The organism is Chlorobiota bacterium (assembly GCA_016700335.1).
In the GTDB taxonomy this organism is placed as follows: Bacteria; Bacteroidota; Ignavibacteria; order OLB7; family OLB7.
Genome location: CP065014.1, coordinates 1,654,473 through 1,679,209, shown reverse-complemented (window position 1 = coordinate 1,679,209; position 24,737 = coordinate 1,654,473). Strand labels below are relative to the sequence as shown.

Here is a 24,737-nt window from a genome sequence, read left to right as displayed (position 1 = left end):
TTGTTTTTCATTAAGAAATAATTTGAGCAGCAAATGCTGTTTTACCAGCAAATTCAGCAGCAACACCTAATTCATCTTCAATTTTTAAAAGTCTGTTGTATTTTGATGTTCTATCAGTTCTGCTAGCAGAGCCTGTTTTTATTTGCCCAGTATTTAAAGCGACTGATAAATCTGCTATAGTAGTATCTTCTGTTTCACCACTTCTATGAGAAACCATTGTAGTATATCCATTTCTATGAGCTAATTCCATAACCGTTAAAGTTTCAGTTAATGTACCAATCTGATTTGGTTTAATCAAAATAGAATTTGCACATTCTTCTTCAATTCCTTTCCACAAATAATCTGTATTGGTAACAAATAAATCGTCACCAACTAATTGAATATCATTTCCAATTGCTTCGGTCAACATTTTCCATCCTTCCCAGTCATTTTCAGCCATACCATCTTCAACAGAAATTATAGGATAAATTTCAGTTAATTTAGCCAACCATTCCACCATTTGTTCTCTGGTCTTTAAAGACTTATCAGATTTATACATTCTATAATTACCATTTTCATACATTTCACTTGAAGCAACATCTAATGCTAACCAAACATCATGACCAGGTCTGTAACCAGCATCTTCAATAGATTTTAGAATAATTTCTAAGGCTTCTTCATTAGATTTTAATGATGGAGCAAAACCACCTTCATCACCAACTGATGTGCTATAACCTTTTGATTTTAAAACATTTTTTAAAGAATGGAATATCTCAACACCGCATCTTAAAGAATCACTAAAAGTATCTGCTCCAACTGGAACAATCATAAACTCTTGAAAGTCAATATTGTTATCAGCATGCTTTCCACCATTAATAATATTCATTAATGGAACTGGTAAAGTTTTTGCATTCAAACCACCAATATATCTGTAGAATGGCATTCCATAAGATTCAGCAGCAGCTTTTGCACAAGCTAATGAAACACCAAGAATTGCATTAGCTCCTAATTTTGATTTATTAGTAGTGCCATCAAGTTCTATCAAAGTTTGATCTATTTCTGTTTGTTCACTTGAGTCTAACCCAATCAACTCCTCAGAAATTATATTATTAACATTATCAACAGCATTGTTTACAGATCTTCCACAATAGTTTGATTTATCACCATCTCTAAGTTCATGAGCTTCATGTTCACCAGTTGATGCACCTGAAGGTACTGATGCAATTCCATAAGCTCCATCTTCTAAATAAACTTCTACTTCAATAGTTGGGTTTCCACGAGAGTCTAAAATTTGTCTCGCATAAACATCTTCGATAATCATTTTTTTATTTAAATTTTTATTGTTAACAAAATTGAAAATTTTAATATTCACATTAATCTATAGTTTAAAAATATTATTGAAAAGTCAAATAATAAATTATAGAAAATTAACTACTTTTTTTATCAAAGGCAATTCTAGGATCGGCAACAGAATAAAGTATGTCAGCAAACAAGACACCAATCATTGTGAGCACAGCGCTTATAATTAACTCTGCCATAATAATTGGATAATCTCTTTCAGTTAATGCTTCAAAAGCTAATTTGCCAATTCCTGGAATTGTAAAAATACTTTCAACTATAATAGAACCTCCAAGTAATCCAGGTAATAAGCCAGCAAGTAAAGTTATAATTGGGATTAATGAGTTTCTTAATGCATGTTTAAAAATAACAGTTTTTTCTTTTAATCCTTTAGCCCTTGCAGTTCGAATATAATCTTGTCTTACAACTTCAAGCATTGCAGTTCTCATTTGCCTTGAGATATAAGCAAAACTTCCATAAGTATAAACTATCATAGGTAAAACTAAATGCCAAAGTAAATCATTTGTTTTCTCAAACCAACTCCATGAATCACTATAATCAATTGAATGTAAATTGGAAGAAGGGAACCAGTCTAAATATCCTCCTCCAATACAAACATAAATAAACATTAATGTTGCAACCCAAAAATTAGGTAATGAATATAAAGCAAATAATGATGTACTTAATAATCTATCCAACCAACTACCTGGATGAGTTGCAGAATAAATACCAATAGGGATTGCTATCAAATATGATAAAATAATTGAAATAATGCTCATTAGTAAAGTAATTGGTACTCTCTCCCAAATTTTTGGAAGTACATCTTTATTGTCTTTTATAGATTTACCAAAATCAAAAAGTAAAGCCTTTTTAGCCCATAAATGATATTGATTTTCTAATCCATTCCACCTAAAAGTAATTTGTTCTATATTTGGAAGTAGCTCACCATTTGCGTTTTTCAATGTATCAAAAAGTGTCCAATACCAAATTGGTTTGTCAAAATTCCATTGTTTTCTCAATTGTTCATATGAAGCTTTACTAAGAACTCTGTCTGCCCTTTGGTTTTCTCCAGAAAGACCTACTTTTAATTCTAACGGATCACCTGGAGCTAATTTACTTATACCAAAAGTTACTAAAGTAATTGCAATTAATGTAGGTATGAAAAGTAATACTCTTTTTATGATATATGTAATCAAGAAACTTACCGTTTATCTGTTATTGATTAAAGATACAATTAAAAAATGTAGATATTAAAAAAATTACAAAATTAAAAAATATAAATTGAGAATTTTAATTTTTATATTTCTGAGCCAATGTTGGAACATACCATAAATTTGCTGCAAAACATGGTCTATTTGGAAAAAATTCAACATTTTGAAATCTAGCACTATAGCTTCCAGTAAAAACTTGAGATATTAAAAAAGTATATGGTTGATCTTCATAAATAATTTTTTGAACATCTTGATATAAAGATTTTCTTTTCTCAAAATCAAATTCACCTCTAATTGTTTCAATTAAAGAATCTACCATTGGGTTGTTATAGAATATCTTGTTACTCCCACCTCCAACGGAGGATTTAGAATGCCAAATTTGATACATATCCCCTTCAACAGCATCCATAGCCCAAGCACCTAAATATGCATCATATTGACCATCACGCTGTTTTTTTAGAAATATTGACCATTCAAGTTCCTCGGTTTCGGCTACTATTCCTATCTTTTTTAATTCTGCAATTGATACTAAGCATATTTGAGTAGCTACAGGACTTGAAGAAGAGATTAAATATTTGAATTTAAAATCTGTTTTTTTCCCTTCAAGAACTTTATCCAAAATTCCATCCCCATCAGAATCTTTCCAACCCGCATCAGTCAAAGTTTTTTTAGCATTTTCAACATCAAAATCTATTGGCTTGAGAAATTTATTGTATTCTGGTCTTTTAAAATAAGTTGGGGATTGAACTTTTTGTGCCATCCCAAAATAAATGGTTTTAATTATTTTATCTCTATCAATTAGTTTACTTAATGCTAGCCTAACAGTTTTATCTTTGAAAATTGAGTTTTTCTCATTATAACCAATATAAGTGTATGTGGGATAATCATATTCAGCAGGTTTTAAATTTACTTTTTCAAAACCTGGTTTTTCCTTAACATAAAGTACTTTAGGCATTGTTGCAATAAAATCAATTTCACCACCTTTTAATGATGAAACAGCTGCATTATAATCATTTATAGTTCTATATATGATTTTATTTGGATACTGTTTCCCATAAATATTTCCAGAATTCCAATAATTTTCGTTCCTATCAAGAACTATTTTTTCGTTTCTTTTGAATTCCATAAATTTATAAGTTCCGCTTCCAACCATAAATTTCGGGTCAGATCCACTTTCACTGTTATTAAATATATCAGCTATTCCTTTAATCTCTGGAGTAATTTTTGCATTATTTAAATCATCATATGAAATTTTATCTGATAAATTATTAGGATCCCAAATATGAGAAGGTATTGCCCATAGTTGACCTATAATCTCATGAGCTAAATAATAAGGCTCTACCATAATAGCTTTTAAAATATATGGATCATTATCCTTTAATTCAATAGATTTAATTTTATCGAAATATCCTCTTAATGGTGCTGCATTAGGTATCTGGGTATTTTTAACTGCTTTAAAAAAACATATAAAATCTTTTCCTGTTAAAGGATGCCCATCACTAAATTTTACATTTTTCTTCAATTTAATTTCATAACTCATTTTGTCATCCGACATTTTTGGCAAAGTATCGGCAATCCAAGGAATAGTTTCGAGTGACTTTGGATCTGTTTTAGTTAAAGTTTCATAAATATATAATCCACAAATTTCTTGGGCTTGGGCATCCTGTTGAGTAACTGGATTAAGAGTTTCAGGATCTGAAGGAGAATGTACAACAACCCAATCTCCATTTGTAGGGACTCCACCACTCACATTTGAATTATTTAAATTTGGTCTATCTCTTCTGCAAGAAGCTATTGAGATAACTAAAAAAATAAAAATAAACTTAATTTGAATTGTTTTAAATAACATATTAATTGATAAAAATGAGGGAGATGAAACTTATTTAAGAATCTTAATTATTTACAAAAAAATTACAAAAATTATTAAATTAATTTACAGGTAATGATTTTCCACTCGAATTATATTTTCTTAAATTTTGTGGTATCCACCATGCAGCAATATTATAGCCTGGTCTTGCTGAGAAATAATTAACATTTTGAAAACGATTGCTTCTAGCACCAGTTCTTAATGCTGAGACTAAGAAATTAATTGGTTGTTCTTCATTTATAATTTCTTGTAATTTATAATTCATTAATTTTCTTTTATTTAAATCAAATTCAGTTCTCATTTTTATAATTAAATCATCAACATCTTGATTTTTAAAGGAAACATAATTTGAACCTCCTTTTATTGCTGAACCAGAATGCCATAATTGATACAGGTCACTTTCAAACGGATCGGTAGCCCAACCAGATACAGTAGCATCAAATTCATGATTTTTTAATCTTTTAAGTAAAGTTGCCCATTCTAACCCTGTAACAGTAGCTTCAATTCCAAGTTTTCTGAATGCATCTATTAAAACTAAAGCTATTTGATTTCGTGTTGTATTATCAGAATTTAAAATAAATTCAAATTTAAATTTGAGTTTTTTACCATTTATTTCCTTATCTAAAATTCCATCACCATCAGAATCAGTCCATCCAGAACTCTTTAGAAGTGATTTTGCTTTTTCAACATTATACTCAATCAATGGTATATTTTGATTGTACTCTTTTGATTTATAATACAATGGTGATTGGACTTTGTTAGCCATATTAAAATAAATTTTAGAAATGATTTCATCTCTATTAATTGCATATGCTAATGCTTTTCTAACGTTCTTATCTTTAAATATTGGGTTCTCTGAATTATATCCAACATAATCATAACTCGGAAAATCATATTCACATGATTCAACTTTAACTGAGTTAAAAGAATTTTTAACATTATTGTAAAGAACTTTAGGCATTGTTGGCATAAAGTCAATTTCACCTCCTTTTAATGATGATAAAGCAGCATTATAATCATTAATTGTTCGGAATATAATCTTATCTGGATAATTAAAATTATAAGCAGAATCACCTCCCCAAAATTTTTCATTTCTTTCAAATACAACTCTTTCATTCCTTTTAAACTCTGATAACAAATAAGTTCCACTTCCAATTATATATTTAGGATCGGTATTCTTGTTAGCATCTTTCATTAAATTTGCAAAATTCGATAAAATAGTATCAGATAAATTTGGTTTATCTAACATTTGCCAACTAATTTTATCGGAAATATTGTTTACATCCCAAATATGTTTTGGGACTGCATATAGTTCTTCAGAAATTGATTGAATTGCTAAACAATTTGGTTTGATCATTTTAAACCTCAATTTATAAGGATCATTATCAATAATTTCAGCACTAAAAACATCTGTTAAATAACCTCTATGAGGTTCTGCTTCTGCTAATAAAGGGTTCTTTATAACTTTAAGATAAAAAATAAAGTCAGCTGCTGTAATTGGTTTACCATCACTAAAAACTGCTTTTTTATTTAGATTAAAATCATATTGAAGATGATCACCAGAATCTACGGGTACATTTTCAGAGATTTGAGGTTTTCTGATTAAAGAGTTTGGATCTGCAACTGTTAATCTTTGATACAAATAGTTAAACATTTCAGATGAAGTAGCATCACTTGATATTGAAGGATTTAAGCATTCAGGGTCAGCAGTTTCATGTTGTACTACCCAATCACCTCTACTAGGTATTTCATTAGCACTAAAATTATTTCCAGAATTGTTGTTACTCTTTCTACAAGACGCAACAAAAATTATAAAAGCCAAAACATATATAATTCTGGAAGTAAATTTCATATTAAAAACTAGAGATTATAAAATTATAAATATTTAAATGAATAAAAAGATAATTTTGCAGACATATTTTTTTAAGTTCAGAATTTGCCACAAAAAATTTTCTTACTAAAATAATTCAAATATTATTATTGATGACTACTCTTCAACCATTATTATTAAAATGAAGCAATTATTATTACTTAAGCCTTACTTTTTAAAATATAAATATAGATTGTTATTAGGATTGTTTACTATGACAATTTCAAATGTTTTTTCTTCATCAATACCTAAGTTTATTGGGAATGCAATTGATATAATTAAAAAAGCATTCGATACAAATATTACTGGAAACCATATTGATATTTTAACTCAACAAGAAGTAACTGATTCATTGCTTAAAATAGTTTATATTATAGTTCTTTTAGCAATTGGCAGTGGAATCTTCTCTTTTTTCACTAGACAATGTATTATAGTAGTATCAAGGTTTGTTGAGTATGATTTAAGAAAAGACTTCAATGATCATATTGCAACTTTACCAATGGATTATTTTACTAAAACTCCAACTGGAGATATAATGGCTCTAGCTACAAATGATATTCCACAACTTAGAGAAATTGCTGGTCCTGCAATTATGTATACTGTTAACACATTTACCACAATATTATTTTCACTCTTTTTGATGCTTAACTTATCAGTAAAAGTTACAGCATTTGCTTTAATTCCATTACCAATTGTAAGCTATTTGGTTTATAGGTTCGGAAAAAAGATTCATGAACTATCTAGAAAAACAAAAGAACAATTTGCTAACATTACTTCCTTTGCACAAGAAGATATTTCAGGAGTTAGAGTTATCAGGGCTTATAATAGAGAAAAGCATTCTAGCAAAGTTTTCAATAAAATGAGCTTAGAATATAAAAATAGAAATTTAGACTTGGTAAAAGTTGATGCTGCAATGCAACCAATAATGATTTCTTTAATAGGAGTTTCACAAGTAATGGTTCTATTGATAGGAGGTTATGAAGCTATTAATAAAAATATTACACTTGGTCAGCTTGCACAATTTTTTAGTTACATTAATCAGTTAATTTGGCCTGTAATTTCAATTGGTTGGATTTCAAATATGTTCCAAAGAGCAATTGCATCAATTATTAGAATTAAAACTATTTTAGATACAAAATCTGAAGATAGTTCCGAAAAAGAAGTTGTTGATTTTAGTTCCGACAAAGTATCGATTGAATTTAAGAATGTAAGTTTTAAATATTTAGAAAATCTACCTTTGGTACTAAAAAATGTTTCATTTAAAGTTGAATCTGGTGATACGTTGGCAATAATTGGTTCAACTGGTTCAGGTAAATCAAGCATAACAAATTTGATTGGAAAACTATATGAAACAACTAATGGAGATATTTTATTAAATGGGATTTCGATTAAAGATATTTCATATAAACAAGTAAGGGAATTGATAGGAACTGTTACTCAAGAAACTTTTTTGTTTAGCGATACAGTAGAAGGTAATATAAGATTCGGAAGCAATACCTCCACATTAAATGATGTAAAGAATGCTGCTGAAATTGCTCAGTTAAATGTTGATATTAGAAGTTTCCCAAACGGGTTTGATACTATTGTTGGTGAAAGAGGTATAACTTTATCTGGAGGACAAAAACAAAGAACATCAATTGCTAGGGCAATTTTAAGAAATCCTAAGATTATAATTCTAGATGATGCTTTATCAGCAGTTGATACTCAAACTGAAGAGAATATTCTAACAAGATTAAAAACTATTATGAAAGATAAAACTACAATTCTTATATCTCATAGAATTTCTACAGTTAAAGATGCTGATAATATTATTGTTTTAGATTCAGGTGAAATAATTGAAACTGGTACTCATAATGAGTTATTGAGCTTGAAAGGGAAGTACAACGAAATTTACGAATTGCAAATTCTTGAAGATGAATTAAGCAATATGTAAATTATATATTAACTTATTGTAAACTTATTGATGATATAATATTGCTGTTTTTTAAGAATATTAAATTCTCTTTCCAAATAAAAAATAAGTCTTCATTGGTATTAACAGAATTTTCTGAAATTAAATCCTTGTGAATTAATTTGCCTTCATGATTAAATATATAGAGCAAAACATTCAAATAATTTTTCAACATTGCATTTGCATTTTTATTTGATTTTTCATAGACAATTATTATTGAATTGTTTTGATAATTCAAGTAAGAAATACTTCCTCGTTGATTAGTATTATTATCACTAATAATTTCTTTAATAATATTAAATTTTGAATCAGAAGTCGTTATAACTTCTGAATTTATCCAACCATCCCATATTACAGAATTAGATGTTTCTTCAATAAATCCCCTACAAGAATCAAGATCTTGACCATAATTTTCAATTACATTTCCATTTTGCAAATTAATCTTATAATAACAGATTTCATTTATATTATCTAAACCTTGTGTATATGCTATATCACCTTCACCTGCTATAAATCTCATTTTTGGTTCATTCCATAATATCTTGCCATCTATACTATTTAAGACTGTAATTCCAAAAGCTTTTGGTAAATCAGGTTTTGGATAATTATGTAAAATAATATAATCATCAACCACAGTCTCTAAAGCAATCCACCATTTTTCAATAAATTTTATATTATTAAAAACTAAATTTCCAGAATCTATATCTATTCCCATTAAATACATCTCTTTTGAATCGATGTTTCGAATTTCACAAATAAGTATATTACTCTTACTAGGGAAAATCTTCCAAATTGAAAAATTATTTACATCAATTTCCCATTTAATATCTAACTTATTTGAAAATAATTTATCGAAAAATTTCACGATTAATAATTAATTAATTTAGAAAATAAATACCAGATTGATATGTAATTAAATTCTTGCTAAAGAATATAATCACAAACAACCTGGTAAAAATAATAACAATTATAAATATACCTATTAAAACTTAGAATTTTTTTCTCGGAGCACTTCTTCTTATTGGTTTTTCATTTAACGAATTGAAATCACCATCTCTATCAGAAGAAAATGAAGTTAATGGTTTTCTATCAACAGGTTCTTTCTTTTTTGCAAAGAATGATTTATTGTATCCATCATCTTCTTTTTTCTTTCCATATGAACCTCTAATTGAGTTACCCCCAAAACCACCTCTAGAATCCGAAATTCTCGGTCTATCACCCCCAAATCCACCTCTAGAATCTGAACTTCTAGGTCTATCACCCCCAAATCCACCTCTAGAATCAGAACTTCTCGATCTATCACCCCCAAATCCACCTCTAGAATCTGAACTTCTCGGTCTATCACCCCCAAATCCACCTCTAGAATCTGAACTTCTCGGTCTATCCCCAAAACCACCTCTAGAATCATCTCTTCGAGGTCTGTCGCCAAAACCACCTCTAGAATCTGAACTTCTAGTTCTATCACCCCCAAATCCACCTCTAGAATCTGAACTTCTAGTTCTATCACCCCCAAATCCACCTCTAGAATCTGAACTTCTCGGTCTATCACCCCCAAATCCACCTCTAGAATCATCTCTTCGAGGTCTGTCTCCAAAACCACCTCTAGAATCAGAACTTCTTGGTCTGTCGCCAAAACCACCTCTAGAATCAGAACTTCTTGGTCTGTCGCCAAAACCACCTCTAGAATCATCTCTTCTTGGTCTGTCTCCAAAACCACCTCTAGAATCATCTCTTCTTGGTCTGTCTCCAAAACCACCTCTAGAATCATCTCTTCTTGGTCTATCCCCAAAACCACTTCTAGAATCATCTCTTCGAGGTCTGTCGCCAAAACCTCCTCTAGAATCATCTCTTAGAGGTCTTCCTTCATTTCTATGTTGACTTGAAGTTCCACGAGAAGTATTAGGATTACCAAATTCCTTTCGATCATTAGATCTAAAAGGTTTATTTACAGATTGATTGATGTTTTCATCATCAAAATTAGTTTCAAAACTTCTGCGATTACCAAAAAGTTTTTCTTTTTCATTTGATTTTTTATCAACAAATACATCATTATTAGTTAAATCTAATTGTTCTACTGAATATAAATTTACTTCATTTTGATTTTCATCTTCAGGTGATAAAACAGCTTTAACGTTATCAAAAGTAGAATCTTGAGTAACTTCATCATAAATTTCCTCTGGAGTAACAACTTCATTTGAAAATTCATAACTTACTTTTTCAATAAACCGAACATCATTCTTAAGATCAATTGGAGCTAAAACTAAAACAAATTCAGCTCGTATTTTCTTCTCAGAAAATTTCTCTTGCAATTCTAATAAAGTTCCACTTACAACTATTTCTTGAGGCATAGTCATATTCAAACAAATAGCTGCGATTCTGTTTGGCATAATCTCAGAAAGAGCATTAAGTAAAGATCTCATTCTATAAGGAGTTTCAAGTAAAACAACAGTATGTGGTATATTAGATAAAGCAATTGCTGATTCTCTTCTTTCTTGAGTTTTTCTAGGTAAAAAACCTACAAATTCAAAATGTCCGTTATCATAACCGCTTGCTAATAATCCACTAGTTACTGAACTTACTCCTGGTATAATAACAAATTTTATACTTTGAGATTTAATTCTTTTTAACAATGTATTTCCAGGATCTGCTAGTAATGGTAATCCAGCATCTGATACTACTGCAACATTCTGACCATTATTAACTAATGAAATGATTTCTTCACTAGATTCAGATTCATTATGCTCATTCATTGTAATGAGGTTTTTAGAAATGTTGTAATTCCTAAGTAAAGTTGCCCCAATCTTTTCCTCTTCACAAACTATTACATCTGCAAATTCTAAGGTTCTAAGCGCTCTTAAAGTAATATCTTCTTTATTACCAATAGGAGTTCCAACAAAAAATACGATTCCTTTTTCTGGTCCGTTAATTTCTAGTTTCGCTTCTTTGATCAAATCAACTTTGATTTTATCAGTTTCTTTTTTGTACTCAATTTTTAAACTATTATTATTATTAACTCAGATTACTACAATAACCTGATTTTAGAAAACTATTTATTTATTAATCAATTAATTATTCTGATATGGTTATTTTAAAAAATTATATGAAAAGTAAAATTATATAACAACATCTTTATCAATCCACCATTCATTTATAAAGGAGACAATTATTGCAGCTAATGGTACACCAAAAAGAAGACCTAAAAATCCAAACAAATGAGCACAAATGAATAATGAAGCTAATAAAATAACTGGATGTAGACCTAATTTGTGACCAATTATTTTTGGTTCTATAACGTAAGCATTTACTGCATGTAAAACAATTATCACTGATGCTGTTATAATAGTATTTGTCCAAAAATCACCTGGAGTAAACAAATAAACCAATGCGGCAACTCCAATGTTAATTAACATTCCTACGCTTGGAATTAAATTTAATACTCCAGTAAGTATACCTATAACAATTGCAAAAGGTGTATTAAAAATTGATAAAATTATCGTTGTAACAATTCCGACCAATGAAGAAGTAAGTAAAATGCCTCTGATATATGAACTTAATATATCGTCAATTTTAACTAAATATTTAATCAACCCTCTTTGGCTAACTAATATTTTTGTTCTAGTAAATGTTTCAAATTTCCTGAAATCTTTTAAAATGTAAAATGATAATAAAGGTATCAAAATTAAATTAAAAACCCCTTCAAGGATACCCGCCAAATTTTTAATAACAAAACCAATTCTTGAAAAAATCCATGTACCTACTTCTTTTAGGCTTGGTTCAATATAATGAGAAACAATTTCATCAACCTGTTTCTGTGGAATTCCAAATCCGTTAAGTGTTTTTTTCAGTTTGCTAATTTCTAACTGATAGTTAGTATTTTCAACCATTGCTTGAGTTTGATTAAGCAATTGGTTAAATTGATCTATTATTGTTGGGATAACAAAAATGAAGAATAGGGTTAAAATCCCAACAACAATTAGTATTATTAATAATGATGATAACCATCTTGGAAATCCTCTCTTTTCTAATACTTCAACAATTGGTGCACAAAGATAAGCAAAAATAAATGCAAATATGAAAGGAAATAAAACTCCAGATAAATTAATAGGTAACCATATTATTATAGTGATAACTCCTAATTGTATTAATTTCCTTGCTAAAATTTCATTTCTAAAGGGATATAGAATGAAAATTTGAGCACCAAGAAATACAATTGGATGTATTGTTGGATTAGGAATAAATATCATAACAAATGTCGCTAACAAAAAAATAATACCTGTAGAGATGGCTAAATTTGAATGATTTTGTAAAATGTTTTTCATATAAGATTTAGGTTAGAAATAATATAAATCTAAAAAATGTTATTAAATTTTATTGATAATAGATATTTATAAGTTTAATAATAATTATTTAAAATAAGCATTATAACTGCCTGATGATTTATATATACTTCTAAAGAGAAATAAATAACTATTATAAACTTTTAATAAGTTCATGTAGTTCAATACTTTAATTTATTTTTTTTAGACAATAAAATACTTTAAATTAAAGTATGAATAATAAAGAGATTTTATTAAAATTATTATTCATTGTACTTTATTAATAATATTATTATCAATTCCATTAAATAATTATTAAGATAAATTATAATTATGATAAGATTCTTCCTTTTGTTACCCCTTACAATTATAGAAATAATATTATTTTCAGGGCTTACAATTATAGCAATTTGGAGTGATAAAACAGGTGATAATTATTATAAAGTTTCTAAAATTTGGGCAAGGTTCACATTGTTCTGTGTTAATGTTAAAGTAAAAGTAATTGGATTAGAAAATATTCAAGAAGGTCAAAACTATATATTCTTATCTAATCATCAAAGTTTTTTAGATATTCCAATACTAACAGTTTCAATACCATTTATGGCAAGATTTATTTATAGGGATTCATTACATAAAGTACCTTTTTTTGGTTCAAGTTTAAAAAGAAGTCCACATATTTCTATTAACAAAGAAGATATTAAAAAGGCTATGTTAAGTTTGGAAAAAGCGGCTTTTGAAATTCAAAATGGAAAATCAGTACTAATATTTCCTGAAGGAACTAGAACCTCAAATGGCAAAATAAGTAATTTTAAAAGAGGAGGATTCCAATTAGCAGTTAAAGCGACAGTACCTTTAATACCTGTTGCAATATCAGGTTCATTTAATTCTATGCCAAAAGGAACTTGGTTAATAAAACCACAAAAGGTATGTGTAATTTTTGGAAAACCAAGAATTGTTAAGAAAGATATGACCAGAGCTGAGGAATTTGAATTAATGAATACAATTAAATCTGATATTGAAGATTTAATTAAACTTAATTTAAGCTAAGAATTATTTATTGATAATTTCACTATGGAATTATTATTGACTTGTCTAATCTAAATTGTTTTTGTTATTTCGCTTATATGAAAAAACTTATAATTATTATTTTAACTGTTTTAAGTTCAAACCTTAAATCATATTCTCAATCAGGACGAATTTTTGATTTCCTTCACAATGATGCTTCAGCAAGGTCTGCTGCTATGGGAGGAGCTACATTAACTGTTGTTGACGATCCAACAATGCTCCATTATAATCCAGCATTAATTAATACAATTATTTCTCAACAAGTAAGTTTTTGTTTTTTTAAACATTTACTTGATATAAACAGTGGAACTTTATTTTATGGAAATAATTTTGAAGGAATTGGAAAATTAGGAGCTGGGGTAAATTATATAAACTATGGAAGTTTTAAAAGAACAGACAAAAATGGAGTAATTCAAGGAGATTTTGGTGCAAATGATTTAGCCTTTACAATTGGATACGGTACATATTTAAATGATGAAATTTCTGTTGGTCTTAGTAGTAAACTTATCTTTTCAAATATTGATAATTATTCTACTTCTGCAATTGCTTTAGATGGTGGATTATTTTATCAAGATACATTAAGAAGATTACAAGTTGGTGTTTCAATATTAAATTTAGGAACTCAACTTTCAAAAATAAATGATAAGAGTGAGGATTTGCCAATTGATTTAAGAGTTGGTGTAAGTCATCAATTAAAGGGATTACCATTATTTGTAGCTTTAAATTTCACAAGATTACTTGATAACAATGATGAGTTTTTCAATAGATTTTCTTATTTTAATATTGGTGGAGAATTCAAAATTTCAAATCCAATTAGGTTAAGATTTGGTTATAATAATAAAGTAAGAAGTGATGTTTCTTTTGGAGAGTCAAAAGAGCTTGCTGGTTTTTCAGGAGGATTTGGTTTAATAATTCAAGAATATAGAATTGATTATGGATTTAACTCTTTTTCAAGATTAGGTTCTTTACATAGAATTAGCATCAATGTGAAATTATAATGTAATTTCATTTTTTATGATGAACTTTTATTGATTCAATATTTCTTTTAATACCAGAATGTTTAGTTCTTTTTATTGGTGAACCTTCAAATTTAAGGTTAAATTCATCTTCTTCCATATTCAATAATTCTTCCAAATTAAAATTAAGAAGATTAACTCTTGGCTTGAAATCTGGCTCTTCAGATAGTTTTTGAAATTTATTCCATGGGCATACATCCTGACAAATATCACATCCAAAAATCCAATTCTTAAAATTTTTAGAAAGATCTGGATTTATTTCTAAATTGGGTTTCAACTCAATTGTTAAATATGATATACACTTGTTAGAATCAAGTTTGTATGGTTCAAACAATGCATCAGTTGGGCATGCATCAATACATTTAGTGCAATCACCACAAAAATCTTCTATTGGTGAGCCCGTATCTATTTGTAAATTTGTTAATACTACCGATAAAAAAATCCAACTACCAATTTCACGAGTAATAATATTTGTATGTTTTCCCATCCATCCTAAGCCAGCTTTTACAGCCCATTGTTTCTCCATTATAGGTCCTGTATCAACATACCATTTGTTTTCTACATTTTCAGACAACTCTTTTAAAAATTTATCTAACAACTTCAATTTATTCCCAAGTACTTTATGATAATCTCTTCCCCAAGCATATTTGCTAATTTTTCCTACATCAGGTTTATCATTTTGTTGAAAATTATTGTAATAATTTTTAGCTAAAACAATAACTGTTTTAGTGCTAGGTAATATCTGCTTTACATCAATTCTTTTTTCAATATTTCTTTCAAGCCAAGTCATATTTCCATGAAGCCCATGTTTCAACCAGTTCTCCAAATAGTTAACTTCACTTATTAACAATTCAGGTTTGGCAAATTCAATAAAATCAAACCCTAATACATTTTTTGAATATTCGATTATTTTATTATTTAAGTAATTCAATCAATGAAATTTATATTGAAATTTGAATATTGAAAATTAGTTGAATTAAATTTCAATTAATTCTCCTTTTTGATTTATAATTTTTAACTCACCAAATTGAATTAATGAATCCTTTATCTTTGTAGCATCCCCACAAACAATAATATCATAACCAGTATTGAATAAATACTTATTAGATAACTCTTTAAGTTGCTCAGAAGAAATTTGTCTGATTAAACTTGCTAAATTTTTATAATAATCATCGTCTAAATTATATATTGAAATAGCTCTAACAAAACTGGCTACTTGTTCTGAAGTCTCTAACTGTAATGCTTGAGAACCTATTAAATAATTTTTTACAATATTTAACTCTTCACTTGGAATTAATACTTCATTTATCAAATTTAACTCATTAAAACATTCTTGAATCGCATTTGATGTAATGTCCAATCTAACTTGACTTCCAATATAAAAACTTCCAATTGAATTATTTGATTCAAGACTTGATCTAACTCCATAAGTATAACCATTTTTTTCTCTTAAATTAATGTTCAATCTGGAATTAAAATAACCTCCAAACAAAGTATTTAAAATTGTCAATGGTAAGTAATCTGGGTTATTTCTTTCTATAGATCTTTTTCCTATACGTAATGAAGATTGTACTGATTTTGGACGGTGGATTAATGTAACTTTATTTGATTTATGTTTAATAGGAAAATCAAAATTTTTAACAACTTCAACTTTTTTGGAAACCCAATTTGAAAAATATTTTTCTAAAAGAGATTTTATTGAGTCTTCAGTAATATCTCCAGCAGCAATAAAAAAAGCGTTATCTGATGTGAAATTATTTTTATGAAAATTTATACAATCATCTATAGTTAAGTTATTTAATGAATCTTTTGTACCAGTAATTTCTCTTCCATAAGGTGTTGCACCGAATATTTCTTTTTTAAATTGAATAGCTGATAAATATGAAGCGTCAGCTTGATTTTGAACTATTGCTGATATTGCATGTTTTCTTTCTCTATCTATTTCTTCAATCGGGAAGATTGGATTAATTGCAATATCAGACATTAATTCAATTCCTTTTTCAAGAAATTTAGAAAGAATTCCCAAAGAAATAGTTATCTCATCTCTTCCACAATATGATTCTAATCTTGAACCAAGATAATCTATTTCTTCAGCAAGTTGAACTGTATCTCTATTTTTTGTTCCGCTTAACAATAACTCAGATGTGAAATTTGCTAATCCTGCTTTATCTCCTTCACAGTTTGAACCACTTCTAAATACAAGTTGAACAGAAGCCAAAGGAACAAAATTATTCTGAATTATATAAAGTGGGATTTCACCACAAACTTTTGTTTTAATATAATCAGGAAAGGTGAAAGGTCTTGGTTTACCAGGTGCTGGAGGTTTAGATCTATCGAAAGTAATCATTTAAAATATTTATTAAATTGAAATTTATTTATTAACAAAGTAACTAACAGAATTATGTTTTTGGTCAACCAGATACTTATTACAAACACGTTTAATATCTTCAATAGTGATATTTGAAAATAACTTAGACTCATTAAAAGCCATATTTGGATTATCATAAAATGAACTAAAATATGCTAATCTTTCGGCTCGATTCATTAAGGATTGTATATAATAATTTATTCTTGATTCATTTTTATTCTTTGCTTTTTCAAGTTCTTCAACAGTTATTCCTTCACTACCTATTATTTGGATACAATTAATTATCTCTTTTTCCAATTTGGAAGCAGAAATTTTATTGTTATCAGCAATTGAATATATAAATAACATAGAACACAAACTACCTTCAAATATATATGATTCAGTATCAGAAGCAATTTCAAGTTGGTACTCTAATGTCTTATATAACCTAGAGCTTTCACCATCACCAAGAATTGTACTTAATAATTCTAATGCCCTATAATCAGGACTGTTTTGTTCAGGTAAATGAAACAACATAAAGACTGCATTTAGTGGAGCAATAGGGTCATTTACAACTAAAGAATTTCCAAATTCTAATAAAGATTTATCTTGTTTAAAACGATTAACAACTTCTAAGGATGGGTTAATATCTTGAAAATATTTATTTACCAATAATTTAGTTTCTGCTATTTCAAAATCACCTGTAATTACTAATGTAGAGTTATTTGGTGTATAATATTGATTATAAAACATTTCAACTTTTTCTAAAGTAGCATCTTTAATATCTTCTTCTGTTCCAATTGTGTCCCAACTATATGGATGATTTTTATCAAAAGAAATGTTTCTTAATTGGGTAGTAGAATTCCCATATGGTGTATCATCACATGTCTGTTTTTTTTCTTCTAATACAACATCAATTTGAGTATATAACGATTCTTGATTTATAAGAAAACCAGCCATTCTATCGCTTTCCATCCATAATCCAAGTTCAATAAAATTACTTGGTAAACTTATATAATAATCTGTATAATCATTTGTTGTATAGGCATTATTTTCACCACCAACTTCAGTACAATAATAATCATACATTCCTTTTGGAATATTTTTAGAACCTTCAAACATTAAGTGCTCAAACAAATGAGAAAATCCAGTTATACCTCTAACTTCATCTTTTGCTCCTACCATGTATAACAAATTAATTGTAACTATTGGTGATAAATTGTCTGGGTGTAAAATGACAGTTAATCCATTGGTTAACTTAAATTTTTCGTACTTTAAAATTGGAGAATTCTTTTCTAAATTGATCAATATTAATTTTTAGTTTTCGACAATAATAATTTATTTTGTTCAAAGTTAGAAAATTTTTTTGAGTAATGGGCATTTTCCTTATCTTTGCAATCCTTTGAATTAATTAAATGTATTAAATATGAAAAGAACATTTCAACCTAGTAGAAGAAAACGCGCTAACACACATGGTTTCCGTGCTAGAATGGCTACAAAAAATGGCCGTAGAGTTATTAATGCTCGAAGAGCTAAAGGTCGTCACAAACTTACTGTAAGTGATGAACCACGTTATTAACAGATTAAAAAGTAGTTTTATATCTGAATTTTATTTTGATTATTTTTTAATTGAATGTAAAATTATATTAATTTCAGATATAATTTAATTGTTTATTGCAAAGCAAAATATTATGAAACATATTCTCCCACGTAGAGAAATTTTACGTGGGAGAAAAATATTCTACAAACTTTTCAATGATGGTAGATCAATTAAATCAGAAAATTTAATTTTAAAATTTATTATTGATTTAAACGATATAACTGTTGAAAGTAAAATCCTTATGGGTTTTTCAGTTAGAAAAAAATATGGTTGTGCTCCAGCAAGAAACAAGATTAAGAGGCAAATGAAAGAATGTTATAGATTTTCTAAGCTAAATTTATCTAAGCTAAATGGATATTCAATTTCATCAACTTTTATTTGGATTGGAAAAAACAAATCTGAAGACATTATACCATTTAGTAAAATTAATGTTGAAATTAATGAATGCTTGAGGAAGTTAGAAATTAAGCTATTTAAATTATCTAAATGAAATTTGTCTTTACTTCGATAATTAAATTCTATCAGAATTTCATATCACCATTAACTCCATCAAGTTGCCGATTTGTTCCCAGTTGTTCTGAATATACTAAGCAAGCAATAATTAAATTCGGAATTCTTAAAGGTGGATGGTTAGGGATAAAAAGAATTTCTAAATGTCATCCATTTCATGAAGGTGGAATAGATGAAGTACCATAATTTCTTTGAAAAATTATGAAGATAAATATATAATATGTAATTTAATTAGCCCTTTATAAAAATTAATAGTGAAACAATATTATTAGCTAATTAGTTATTTAATTAACAAGTAAGTATTTAATACAAAAAAAATTAGATGAGTAATCCTCAAGAACAGAATCCAGCTTTTGATAAAAGAAGTATTTTAGCTTTTGTATTAATAGGTGTAATATTTTTAGTTTGGTCAGTTTATTTTGCTCCAAAATCTGATCCTAAAAAAGAAAACATATCAGTTGCACAAGATAATAACGTAAAGCAAGAATCCAAACCACCAACCTCAAATCTGCCTGAAGTTAAATCAGATTTACCTAGCGAGTTATTAAATTATTCGTCAGGTATCAATAAAAATATTGTAATTGAAACACCTTTATATAAAGCTACAATTAGTTCAAAAGGTGCTTTACTTAGTAAATTTGAATTAAAAAAATATCATAATTGGTATGGTAAGCCTGCTCAATTGATATGTGATTCTGCTAACTTTAAAGGTGTTTTAGGAGTCGATATTGGTTTGAATTCAAAATACGTTTCAACTGAAAGTTTAGATTTTAATTTAGATAAAAATGATAACATTATAATTGGTGAAAAAGATTCATTGATTATTACTGCTAAATTAAATCCAAATATTTCATCAGATTCAAATAGCAATTCAACCAACCCACAAATTGAGAAAAGATTTGTTTTTTATGGAGATAAATATGGTATAGGTTTCAATATAAAAACTGGAAGCCCTTATAGATTAAATTGGCCTAATAGCATTAATTTTCAAGAATATAACTCAGTTGATGAGGGAACGAGGTCTCATTCTCATGTTTTTCATGATGGAGAAATGAAAAAATTTGATGTCTCAAAACCAGACGAACCTTTAAAAGATACAATATCTGGGAAAGTAGAATGGATTGGAGGTAGTGTTAAATATTTTGGATATGCAATAATTCCATCAGTTCCAATTAACAACGGTTTTGTAAATGTTATTGGAAACATAAGGAACATAGATAGTGGTGGTCATATAAAGAGATTTAGTTTGAGTTTAAATAGTACAGGAAATGAAGGGAATTATACAATATTCTTAGGACCATTAGAAAGAGAAATTGTAAAAACTTATGGTTTAGGTAAATTAAATAACTTCAGTTTAGAATGGCTTACAAGACCAATTTCTGAGTATTTTATGATGCCATTATTCAACTTTATTCATAGTTTTATTAATAATTGGGGTTTAGTTATAATAATATTTTCATTGATTATAAAAACTATTTTATGGCCTTTAAGTTTACCTCAAATGAGATCGGCTCAAAAGATGAAATTGTTAGCACCATTGATGGCAGAAAATAAGGAGAAAATTATTGATGATCCTCAAAAGCTACAAATGGAAAATGCCAAACTCTACCGTGAATATGGTATAAACCCTATGGGAGGTTGTGCACCAATGATACTGCAGTTACCAATTTTCTCAGCACTTTGGCAAACACTTAGTTCTGCAATTGAATTAAGGCAATCAAGTTTCATTATATTTAAAGATTTGTCATTAGCAGATAATTTAATTCCACTAGGTTTTAATTTTCCATTGTTAGGTTCACATTTAAGTTTGTTAGCAGTTGTTATGGGAGCTTCAATGGTATTGCAAATGAGATTAACACCTACTCCATCTTCTGATCCAAATCAGAAAATGATGCAGTATTTTATGCCAGTATTCTTGACAATAATGTTTAATTCAATGCCAGCTGGTTTGAATTTATATTATTTGACATTTAATATTGCTTCTGCTTTGCAACAAGTAGCTATGAATAAATTTAGTAAATCGACAATGACTTTAGAGGATTTGAGACGTGAAGCTAAAACTAAAAAACAAGGTTGGTTTTCCAAAAAAATGGCAGAGGCACAAAAAATTGCAGAAATGCAACAAAGCCAGAAAGGTAATCTAAATGGTAGAACAGCAGTTGAACAAAAAAAGAAATAAGTATAATTCATTTTTATAAAAATGAAAAGTCCATAATTTAATTTTAATTATGGACTTTTTTTTAATAAAAAATTAATTCATATTTAAGATTTACCATTTCATAATGTTGACTTCATCAAGATAAACTGTCTCTTTATTACGAAACAATGAAAGTAAAACAGCTAATCCAACAGCAGCTTCAGCTGCAGCTACAGTCATAACAAACAATACTAATACCTGACCAGAGTTATCATTTAAGTATTTTGAAAAACCGATTAATGTTAAGTTTACAGAATTCAACATTAACTCAATACACATAAAAATTACAATTGCATTTCTACGGGTTAAAACACCAATAACACCAATCACAAACAGAATTCCACTTAATGTTAAATAATGCCAAAGCTGTATTTCCATAATTTTAATTTAAAACTTTTGATTGAAACAAAAAATCACAAATAAGAATTAATTTTCAAGATGTTTTTTAGTCATTGCAACAGCACCAACAGTAGCAGCTAATAATACTAAAGAAATCATCTCAAAAGGGAATATATAGTTACCAAATAGTGCTTTCCCAATCCCTTGAATAGAACCAACATCTATATTAACAATTTTTTCTTTACTTGAAAATACAAATTTACTAATTACAATTATTAACAAACCACCTAATGAAATAGATAAAGCAATAGATAAGCTTTTTCTATTTGAAAATTTTTGTATAAACGATTCTTCATTCCCTGAATTTAATAACATAATTACAAACACTACTAAAACCATAATTGCACCAGCATAAACCATTATCTGCAATGCTGCTAAAAATTGAGCATTAAGTGTTAAGTATAAACCAGATAAAGAAATGAAATGAGTTACTAGCATCATTGCTGAGCTAACTGGATTTTTAAATGTTACAACACAAATGGCAGATATAATTGCCATTAATGATAGTATAAAAAAGACAATTGATTCAAACATTCTATTATTATTTATTAACAAAAATAAGATTTTGTTGTTAATTATATAAATTTAAATAATCAAATTTAAAGTGATTAATAATCAAATAATTAAATTCTTATATTAACAAACCTTAACATTAAATTAAAATTGAAGTAACAATAGTTCCCGATTTTTGTATAACAAATTTGAACTTCTTTTTAATTAAAATTATATCTACAAAAAAAAACTATTTAAACTTATGCTTAGAATTTTATTTACTATTTTAATTTCCTTTTTAACTTCAAGTTATTTGTTAGCACAAGATAATTCAAATGATGAAAAATCAAATTCAAAGTTAACTATTGAAGAATTGAAAGAAAATTTAGATGGATTAACAGATAGAGTAGTAACTACTGAAAATGATTTAATCAACCTAAAAAAAATTAAGATTTCAGGTTATTTACAATCTGATTGGTTAAGATTTGATCAAAAGGATAATGTTGGAGGAAAAGCTTTTTATTCAGATTCAAGAAAAAATTTATTTACAATACGAAGAGGAAGAATTAAATTCCAATACAAATCTGGTCCATTTACTGGAGTTCTTCAACCTGATATTTCGGAAGGAGGAGTTACAATTAAAGATGTTTATGGTGAACTTGGAATTTTACCTAATGATGAGTTGAAATTTACATTTGGATCGTTCAATAGACCTAATTATGAAGTTGAGCTTTCTTCAAGTGCTAGGGAAGCAACTGAAAGATCACAAGTTACAAGAGCTTTTTATCCTCAAGAAAGAGATTTGGGAATAATGTTTACTTATCAAAAAGAATTGATAACTGATTTTATGCCAAAGATTCAATTAGGAATTTTCAACGGAGGTGGAGCATTAACAGCTTCTGAAACAGACCCATATAAAGACATTATTGGTAGATTAACTTTTGGATTACCGTTAGGAAGTGAGTCACCAATTCAAATAGATTTAGGTGCTTCAATGTATTACGGTGGAACCTTAACAGGTGATTCAATAATTTCTTTTCAAGATAGTTTACTTAAGAAAATTAAAAATGTGGATGTAAGTGATAACAGAGGTTTTGGAACAAGAAAAAATTTCAATATAGAAGCTCAAGTATATCTAGATTTATTACCATTTGGTGGAACAATTCTAAAAGGAGAATTAATGAGTGGATCACGTCCTTTTCCTAAAACTGGTTCTTCAAACTTAGATTCTTTGGTATTAAGAAATCAAAATGGATTTTATGCTTATTTAGTTCAAAATATTACAAATGATTTCCAAATTGCTGCAAGATTCGATACTTTTGATAAAAATACAGATTTATCGGGAAGTCAAGTAAAATCAGTAAATGATGCAAAAACAAGTATTTTAGGATTTGGAGGTAGTTGGTTCTATGAAAATATTAGATTTACTTTATGGCATGAATTACCATCTTTTGATACTAACGAATTGGGAATTGTTGATGATGTAAAAGATACTAAAACAACATTTCGTTGCCAATTTAAATTTTAATTATTATAAATAAAATTTAAATTGTTTATTTTATTAAATTAAAAGTTCAATTAAATAAAACATTTCAAACAAAATTAATAACAATGCAAAAAAAATTATCTTCTATTTTAGTACTTTTAATATCATCTTTATTTGCATTTGGGTTTTTTGCAGGAGAATCCATAACAATTAAAGGTTCAGATACTATGGTTATATTAAATCAAAAATGGGGTGAATTATTTATGAATAAAAATCCTGGAGTTAAAATACAAGTTACTGGAGGTGGCTCTGGTACTGGTATTTCAGCCCTTATAAATGGAACAACAAATATTTGTGCTTCTTCAAGACCATTATCATTAAGTGAAAAAACACAATTAAAAACTAGATATGGTTCACCAGGTGTTGAAATTAAAGTTGCTAAAGACGGAATTACTATTTATGCTCATCCATCGCAAAGTATAAAAGGATTAACAATGGCTCAGTTAAAAGATATTTACACTGGAAAGGTTACTAATTGGAATCAAATAGGTGGTAAAAATGCCAGGATAGTATTGTATGGTCGTGAAAATAGTTCAGGAACTTATGGTTTCTTTAAAGATCATGTATTAAATGGAGCTGATTTTGCTTCATCTACTCAAACTTTGCCAGGAACTGCTGCAATTGTAAACGCAATATTAAAAGATCCAAATGGTATTGGATATGGTGGTTTTGCTTATACTAAAGGATGTGATATTATTCCTGTTGCAAATAATAGTAATAACTATATTTCTCCAAGTGAATCAACAATAAAAAATGGTACTTATCCAATTTCAAGATTTTTGTATTTTTATACTTCTAACAGACCAACAGGAAAAACTAAAGAATTTATTGATTGGGTATTAAGTACAGAAGGACAATCAACAGTACAAAAGGTAGGATATTTTTCAATAAAATAACTGAAAATAATAACTCAAACAAGTGGAAATTTGAATCTTCCACTTGTTTTATTTTTTTAATCAATTGAATAATTTATATAAGAAGAACAGTAAACTAGTTGAGAAGATAGTTGAAGGTGGCATATATTTTACAGCCA

The 24,737-nt window shown here is 28.0% G+C and carries 21 protein-coding genes; 9 read left to right on the top strand and 12 right to left on the bottom strand.

The features are described from left to right. Positions 1 to 10 precede the first annotated feature (10 nt). The 4 genes from eno to IPP08_06845 form a co-directional block, all read right to left on the bottom strand. Positions 11 to 1,300 (bottom strand): phosphopyruvate hydratase, encoded by a 1,290-nt coding sequence (gene eno, locus IPP08_06860; protein ID QQS65508.1) that lies wholly within the window; start codon positions 1,298 to 1,300, stop codon positions 11 to 13. Between the two features lie 106 nt (positions 1,301 to 1,406). Continuing rightward, complete coding sequence (locus tag IPP08_06855) at positions 1,407 to 2,513, bottom strand: ABC transporter permease (GenBank protein ID QQS65507.1); 1,107 nt, start codon at positions 2,511 to 2,513, stop codon at positions 1,407 to 1,409. Positions 2,514 to 2,607: 94 nt separating this feature from the next. Then, positions 2,608 to 4,377 carry a hypothetical protein gene (locus IPP08_06850; GenBank protein ID QQS65506.1) on the bottom strand — a complete coding sequence of 590 codons (1,770 nt, stop codon included), beginning with the start codon at positions 4,375 to 4,377 and terminating at the stop codon, positions 2,608 to 2,610. Between the two features lie 79 nt (positions 4,378 to 4,456). Continuing rightward, positions 4,457 to 6,247, bottom strand: coding sequence for a hypothetical protein (locus IPP08_06845; protein ID QQS65505.1), 1,791 nt, complete (start codon positions 6,245 to 6,247; stop codon positions 4,457 to 4,459). Positions 6,248 to 6,407: 160 nt separating this feature from the next. Here IPP08_06845 and IPP08_06840 point away from each other — a divergent pair, with 160 nt between their 5' ends. Continuing rightward, positions 6,408 to 8,198 carry an ABC transporter ATP-binding protein gene (locus tag IPP08_06840; protein QQS65504.1) on the top strand — a complete coding sequence of 597 codons (1,791 nt, stop codon included), beginning with the start codon at positions 6,408 to 6,410 and terminating at the stop codon, positions 8,196 to 8,198. A gap of 13 nt (positions 8,199 to 8,211) precedes the next feature. Here IPP08_06840 and IPP08_06835 read toward each other — a convergent pair whose 3' ends face one another. From IPP08_06835 to IPP08_06825, 3 genes are all read right to left on the bottom strand, one after another. Next, positions 8,212 to 9,081 (bottom strand): DUF4905 domain-containing protein, encoded by an 870-nt coding sequence (locus IPP08_06835; protein ID QQS65503.1) that lies wholly within the window; start codon positions 9,079 to 9,081, stop codon positions 8,212 to 8,214. A 124-nt stretch (positions 9,082 to 9,205) separates the two neighbouring features. Further along, the gene (locus tag IPP08_06830) at positions 9,206 to 11,167 is read right to left on the bottom strand and encodes a hypothetical protein (GenBank protein QQS65502.1); all 1,962 of its coding nucleotides are present in this window, start codon (positions 11,165 to 11,167) and stop codon (positions 9,206 to 9,208) included. A 162-nt stretch (positions 11,168 to 11,329) separates the two neighbouring features. Next, positions 11,330 to 12,535 (bottom strand): AI-2E family transporter, encoded by a 1,206-nt coding sequence (locus IPP08_06825; GenBank protein QQS65501.1) that lies wholly within the window; start codon positions 12,533 to 12,535, stop codon positions 11,330 to 11,332. Positions 12,536 to 12,865: 330 nt separating this feature from the next. Here IPP08_06825 and IPP08_06820 point away from each other — a divergent pair, with 330 nt between their 5' ends. Then, entirely contained in the window at positions 12,866 to 13,579 is a 714-nt protein-coding gene (locus tag IPP08_06820; protein ID QQS65500.1) for a 1-acyl-sn-glycerol-3-phosphate acyltransferase, read from the top strand. Between the two features lie 77 nt (positions 13,580 to 13,656). After that, on the top strand, positions 13,657 to 14,595 hold the full coding sequence (gene porQ, locus IPP08_06815) for a type IX secretion system protein PorQ (protein QQS65499.1): 939 nt from the start codon (positions 13,657 to 13,659) through the stop codon (positions 14,593 to 14,595). Positions 14,596 to 14,602: 7 nt separating this feature from the next. Here the strand turns inward: porQ and queG are convergent, their stop codons facing one another. Genes queG through IPP08_06800 form a run of 3 tightly spaced genes read right to left on the bottom strand, consistent with a single transcriptional unit; the run spans position 14,603 to position 18,268 of the window. Continuing rightward, complete coding sequence (gene queG / locus IPP08_06810) at positions 14,603 to 15,544, bottom strand: tRNA epoxyqueuosine(34) reductase QueG (GenBank protein ID QQS65498.1); 942 nt, start codon at positions 15,542 to 15,544, stop codon at positions 14,603 to 14,605. A 45-nt stretch (positions 15,545 to 15,589) separates the two neighbouring features. Next, positions 15,590 to 16,960 carry an insulinase family protein gene (locus tag IPP08_06805; protein QQS65497.1) on the bottom strand — a complete coding sequence of 457 codons (1,371 nt, stop codon included), beginning with the start codon at positions 16,958 to 16,960 and terminating at the stop codon, positions 15,590 to 15,592. A 24-nt stretch (positions 16,961 to 16,984) separates the two neighbouring features. Further along, a complete protein-coding gene (locus IPP08_06800; GenBank protein QQS65496.1) occupies positions 16,985 to 18,268 on the bottom strand; it encodes an insulinase family protein in 1,284 nt (427 codons plus the stop codon). Positions 18,269 to 18,386: 118 nt separating this feature from the next. On the opposite strand from IPP08_06800, the gene rpmH reads away from it, so the two are divergent. The 4 genes from rpmH to yidC all read left to right on the top strand — a co-directional run bounded on the left by rpmH (position 18,387) and on the right by yidC (position 21,249). Then, positions 18,387 to 18,539 carry a 50S ribosomal protein L34 gene (gene rpmH, locus IPP08_06795; protein ID QQS65495.1) on the top strand — a complete coding sequence of 51 codons (153 nt, stop codon included), beginning with the start codon at positions 18,387 to 18,389 and terminating at the stop codon, positions 18,537 to 18,539. 112 nt (positions 18,540 to 18,651) lie between these two features. Beyond that, entirely contained in the window at positions 18,652 to 19,050 is a 399-nt protein-coding gene (locus tag IPP08_06790; protein ID QQS65494.1) for a ribonuclease P protein component, read from the top strand. Further along, the gene (gene yidD, locus IPP08_06785; protein QQS65493.1) at positions 19,047 to 19,256 is read left to right on the top strand and encodes a membrane protein insertion efficiency factor YidD; all 210 of its coding nucleotides are present in this window, start codon (positions 19,047 to 19,049) and stop codon (positions 19,254 to 19,256) included. The genes IPP08_06790 and yidD overlap by 4 nt, the downstream gene beginning before the upstream one ends. 136 nt (positions 19,257 to 19,392) lie before the next feature. Then, the gene (gene yidC, locus IPP08_06780) at positions 19,393 to 21,249 is read left to right on the top strand and encodes a membrane protein insertase YidC (GenBank protein ID QQS65492.1); all 1,857 of its coding nucleotides are present in this window, start codon (positions 19,393 to 19,395) and stop codon (positions 21,247 to 21,249) included. Between the two features lie 90 nt (positions 21,250 to 21,339). Here the strand turns inward: yidC and nuoK are convergent, their stop codons facing one another. After that, positions 21,340 to 21,645 (bottom strand): NADH-quinone oxidoreductase subunit NuoK, encoded by a 306-nt coding sequence (gene nuoK, locus IPP08_06775; GenBank protein ID QQS65491.1) that lies wholly within the window; start codon positions 21,643 to 21,645, stop codon positions 21,340 to 21,342. A 48-nt stretch (positions 21,646 to 21,693) separates the two neighbouring features. Beyond that, on the bottom strand, positions 21,694 to 22,200 hold the full coding sequence (locus tag IPP08_06770; protein ID QQS65490.1) for an NADH-quinone oxidoreductase subunit J: 507 nt from the start codon (positions 22,198 to 22,200) through the stop codon (positions 21,694 to 21,696). Positions 22,201 to 22,420: 220 nt separating this feature from the next. Here IPP08_06770 and IPP08_06765 point away from each other — a divergent pair, with 220 nt between their 5' ends. After that, positions 22,421 to 23,686: a hypothetical protein gene (locus IPP08_06765; GenBank protein ID QQS65489.1), complete on the top strand. Its 1,266-nt coding sequence runs from the start codon at positions 22,421 to 22,423 to the stop codon at positions 23,684 to 23,686. 83 nt (positions 23,687 to 23,769) lie between these two features. Then, positions 23,770 to 24,600, top strand: coding sequence for a phosphate ABC transporter substrate-binding protein (locus tag IPP08_06760; GenBank protein QQS65488.1), 831 nt, complete (start codon positions 23,770 to 23,772; stop codon positions 24,598 to 24,600). Positions 24,601 to 24,737 lie beyond the last annotated feature (137 nt).

Coding starts and splice junctions, on each gene's coding strand:
- IPP08_06765 (QQS65489.1), top strand. CDS start 22,421: ATGCTTAGAATTTTATTTACTATTTTAATTTCCTTTTTAACTTCAAGT.
- IPP08_06805 (QQS65497.1), bottom strand. CDS start 16,960: ATGATTACTTTCGATAGATCTAAACCTCCAGCACCTGGTAAACCAAGA.
- yidC (QQS65492.1), top strand. CDS start 19,393: ATGAGTAATCCTCAAGAACAGAATCCAGCTTTTGATAAAAGAAGTATT.
- IPP08_06820 (QQS65500.1), top strand. CDS start 12,866: ATGATAAGATTCTTCCTTTTGTTACCCCTTACAATTATAGAAATAATA.
- IPP08_06825 (QQS65501.1), bottom strand. CDS start 12,535: ATGAAAAACATTTTACAAAATCATTCAAATTTAGCCATCTCTACAGGT.
- IPP08_06760 (QQS65488.1), top strand. CDS start 23,770: ATGCAAAAAAAATTATCTTCTATTTTAGTACTTTTAATATCATCTTTA.
- rpmH (QQS65495.1), top strand. CDS start 18,387: ATGAAAAGAACATTTCAACCTAGTAGAAGAAAACGCGCTAACACACAT.
- IPP08_06790 (QQS65494.1), top strand. CDS start 18,652: ATGAAACATATTCTCCCACGTAGAGAAATTTTACGTGGGAGAAAAATA.
- IPP08_06850 (QQS65506.1), bottom strand. CDS start 4,377: ATGTTATTTAAAACAATTCAAATTAAGTTTATTTTTATTTTTTTAGTT.
- porQ (QQS65499.1), top strand. CDS start 13,657: ATGAAAAAACTTATAATTATTATTTTAACTGTTTTAAGTTCAAACCTT.
- IPP08_06845 (QQS65505.1), bottom strand. CDS start 6,247: ATGAAATTTACTTCCAGAATTATATATGTTTTGGCTTTTATAATTTTT.
- nuoK (QQS65491.1), bottom strand. CDS start 21,645: ATGGAAATACAGCTTTGGCATTATTTAACATTAAGTGGAATTCTGTTT.
- IPP08_06840 (QQS65504.1), top strand. CDS start 6,408: ATGAAGCAATTATTATTACTTAAGCCTTACTTTTTAAAATATAAATAT.
- yidD (QQS65493.1), top strand. CDS start 19,047: ATGAAATTTGTCTTTACTTCGATAATTAAATTCTATCAGAATTTCATA.
- eno (QQS65508.1), bottom strand. CDS start 1,300: ATGATTATCGAAGATGTTTATGCGAGACAAATTTTAGACTCTCGTGGA.
- IPP08_06770 (QQS65490.1), bottom strand. CDS start 22,200: ATGTTTGAATCAATTGTCTTTTTTATACTATCATTAATGGCAATTATA.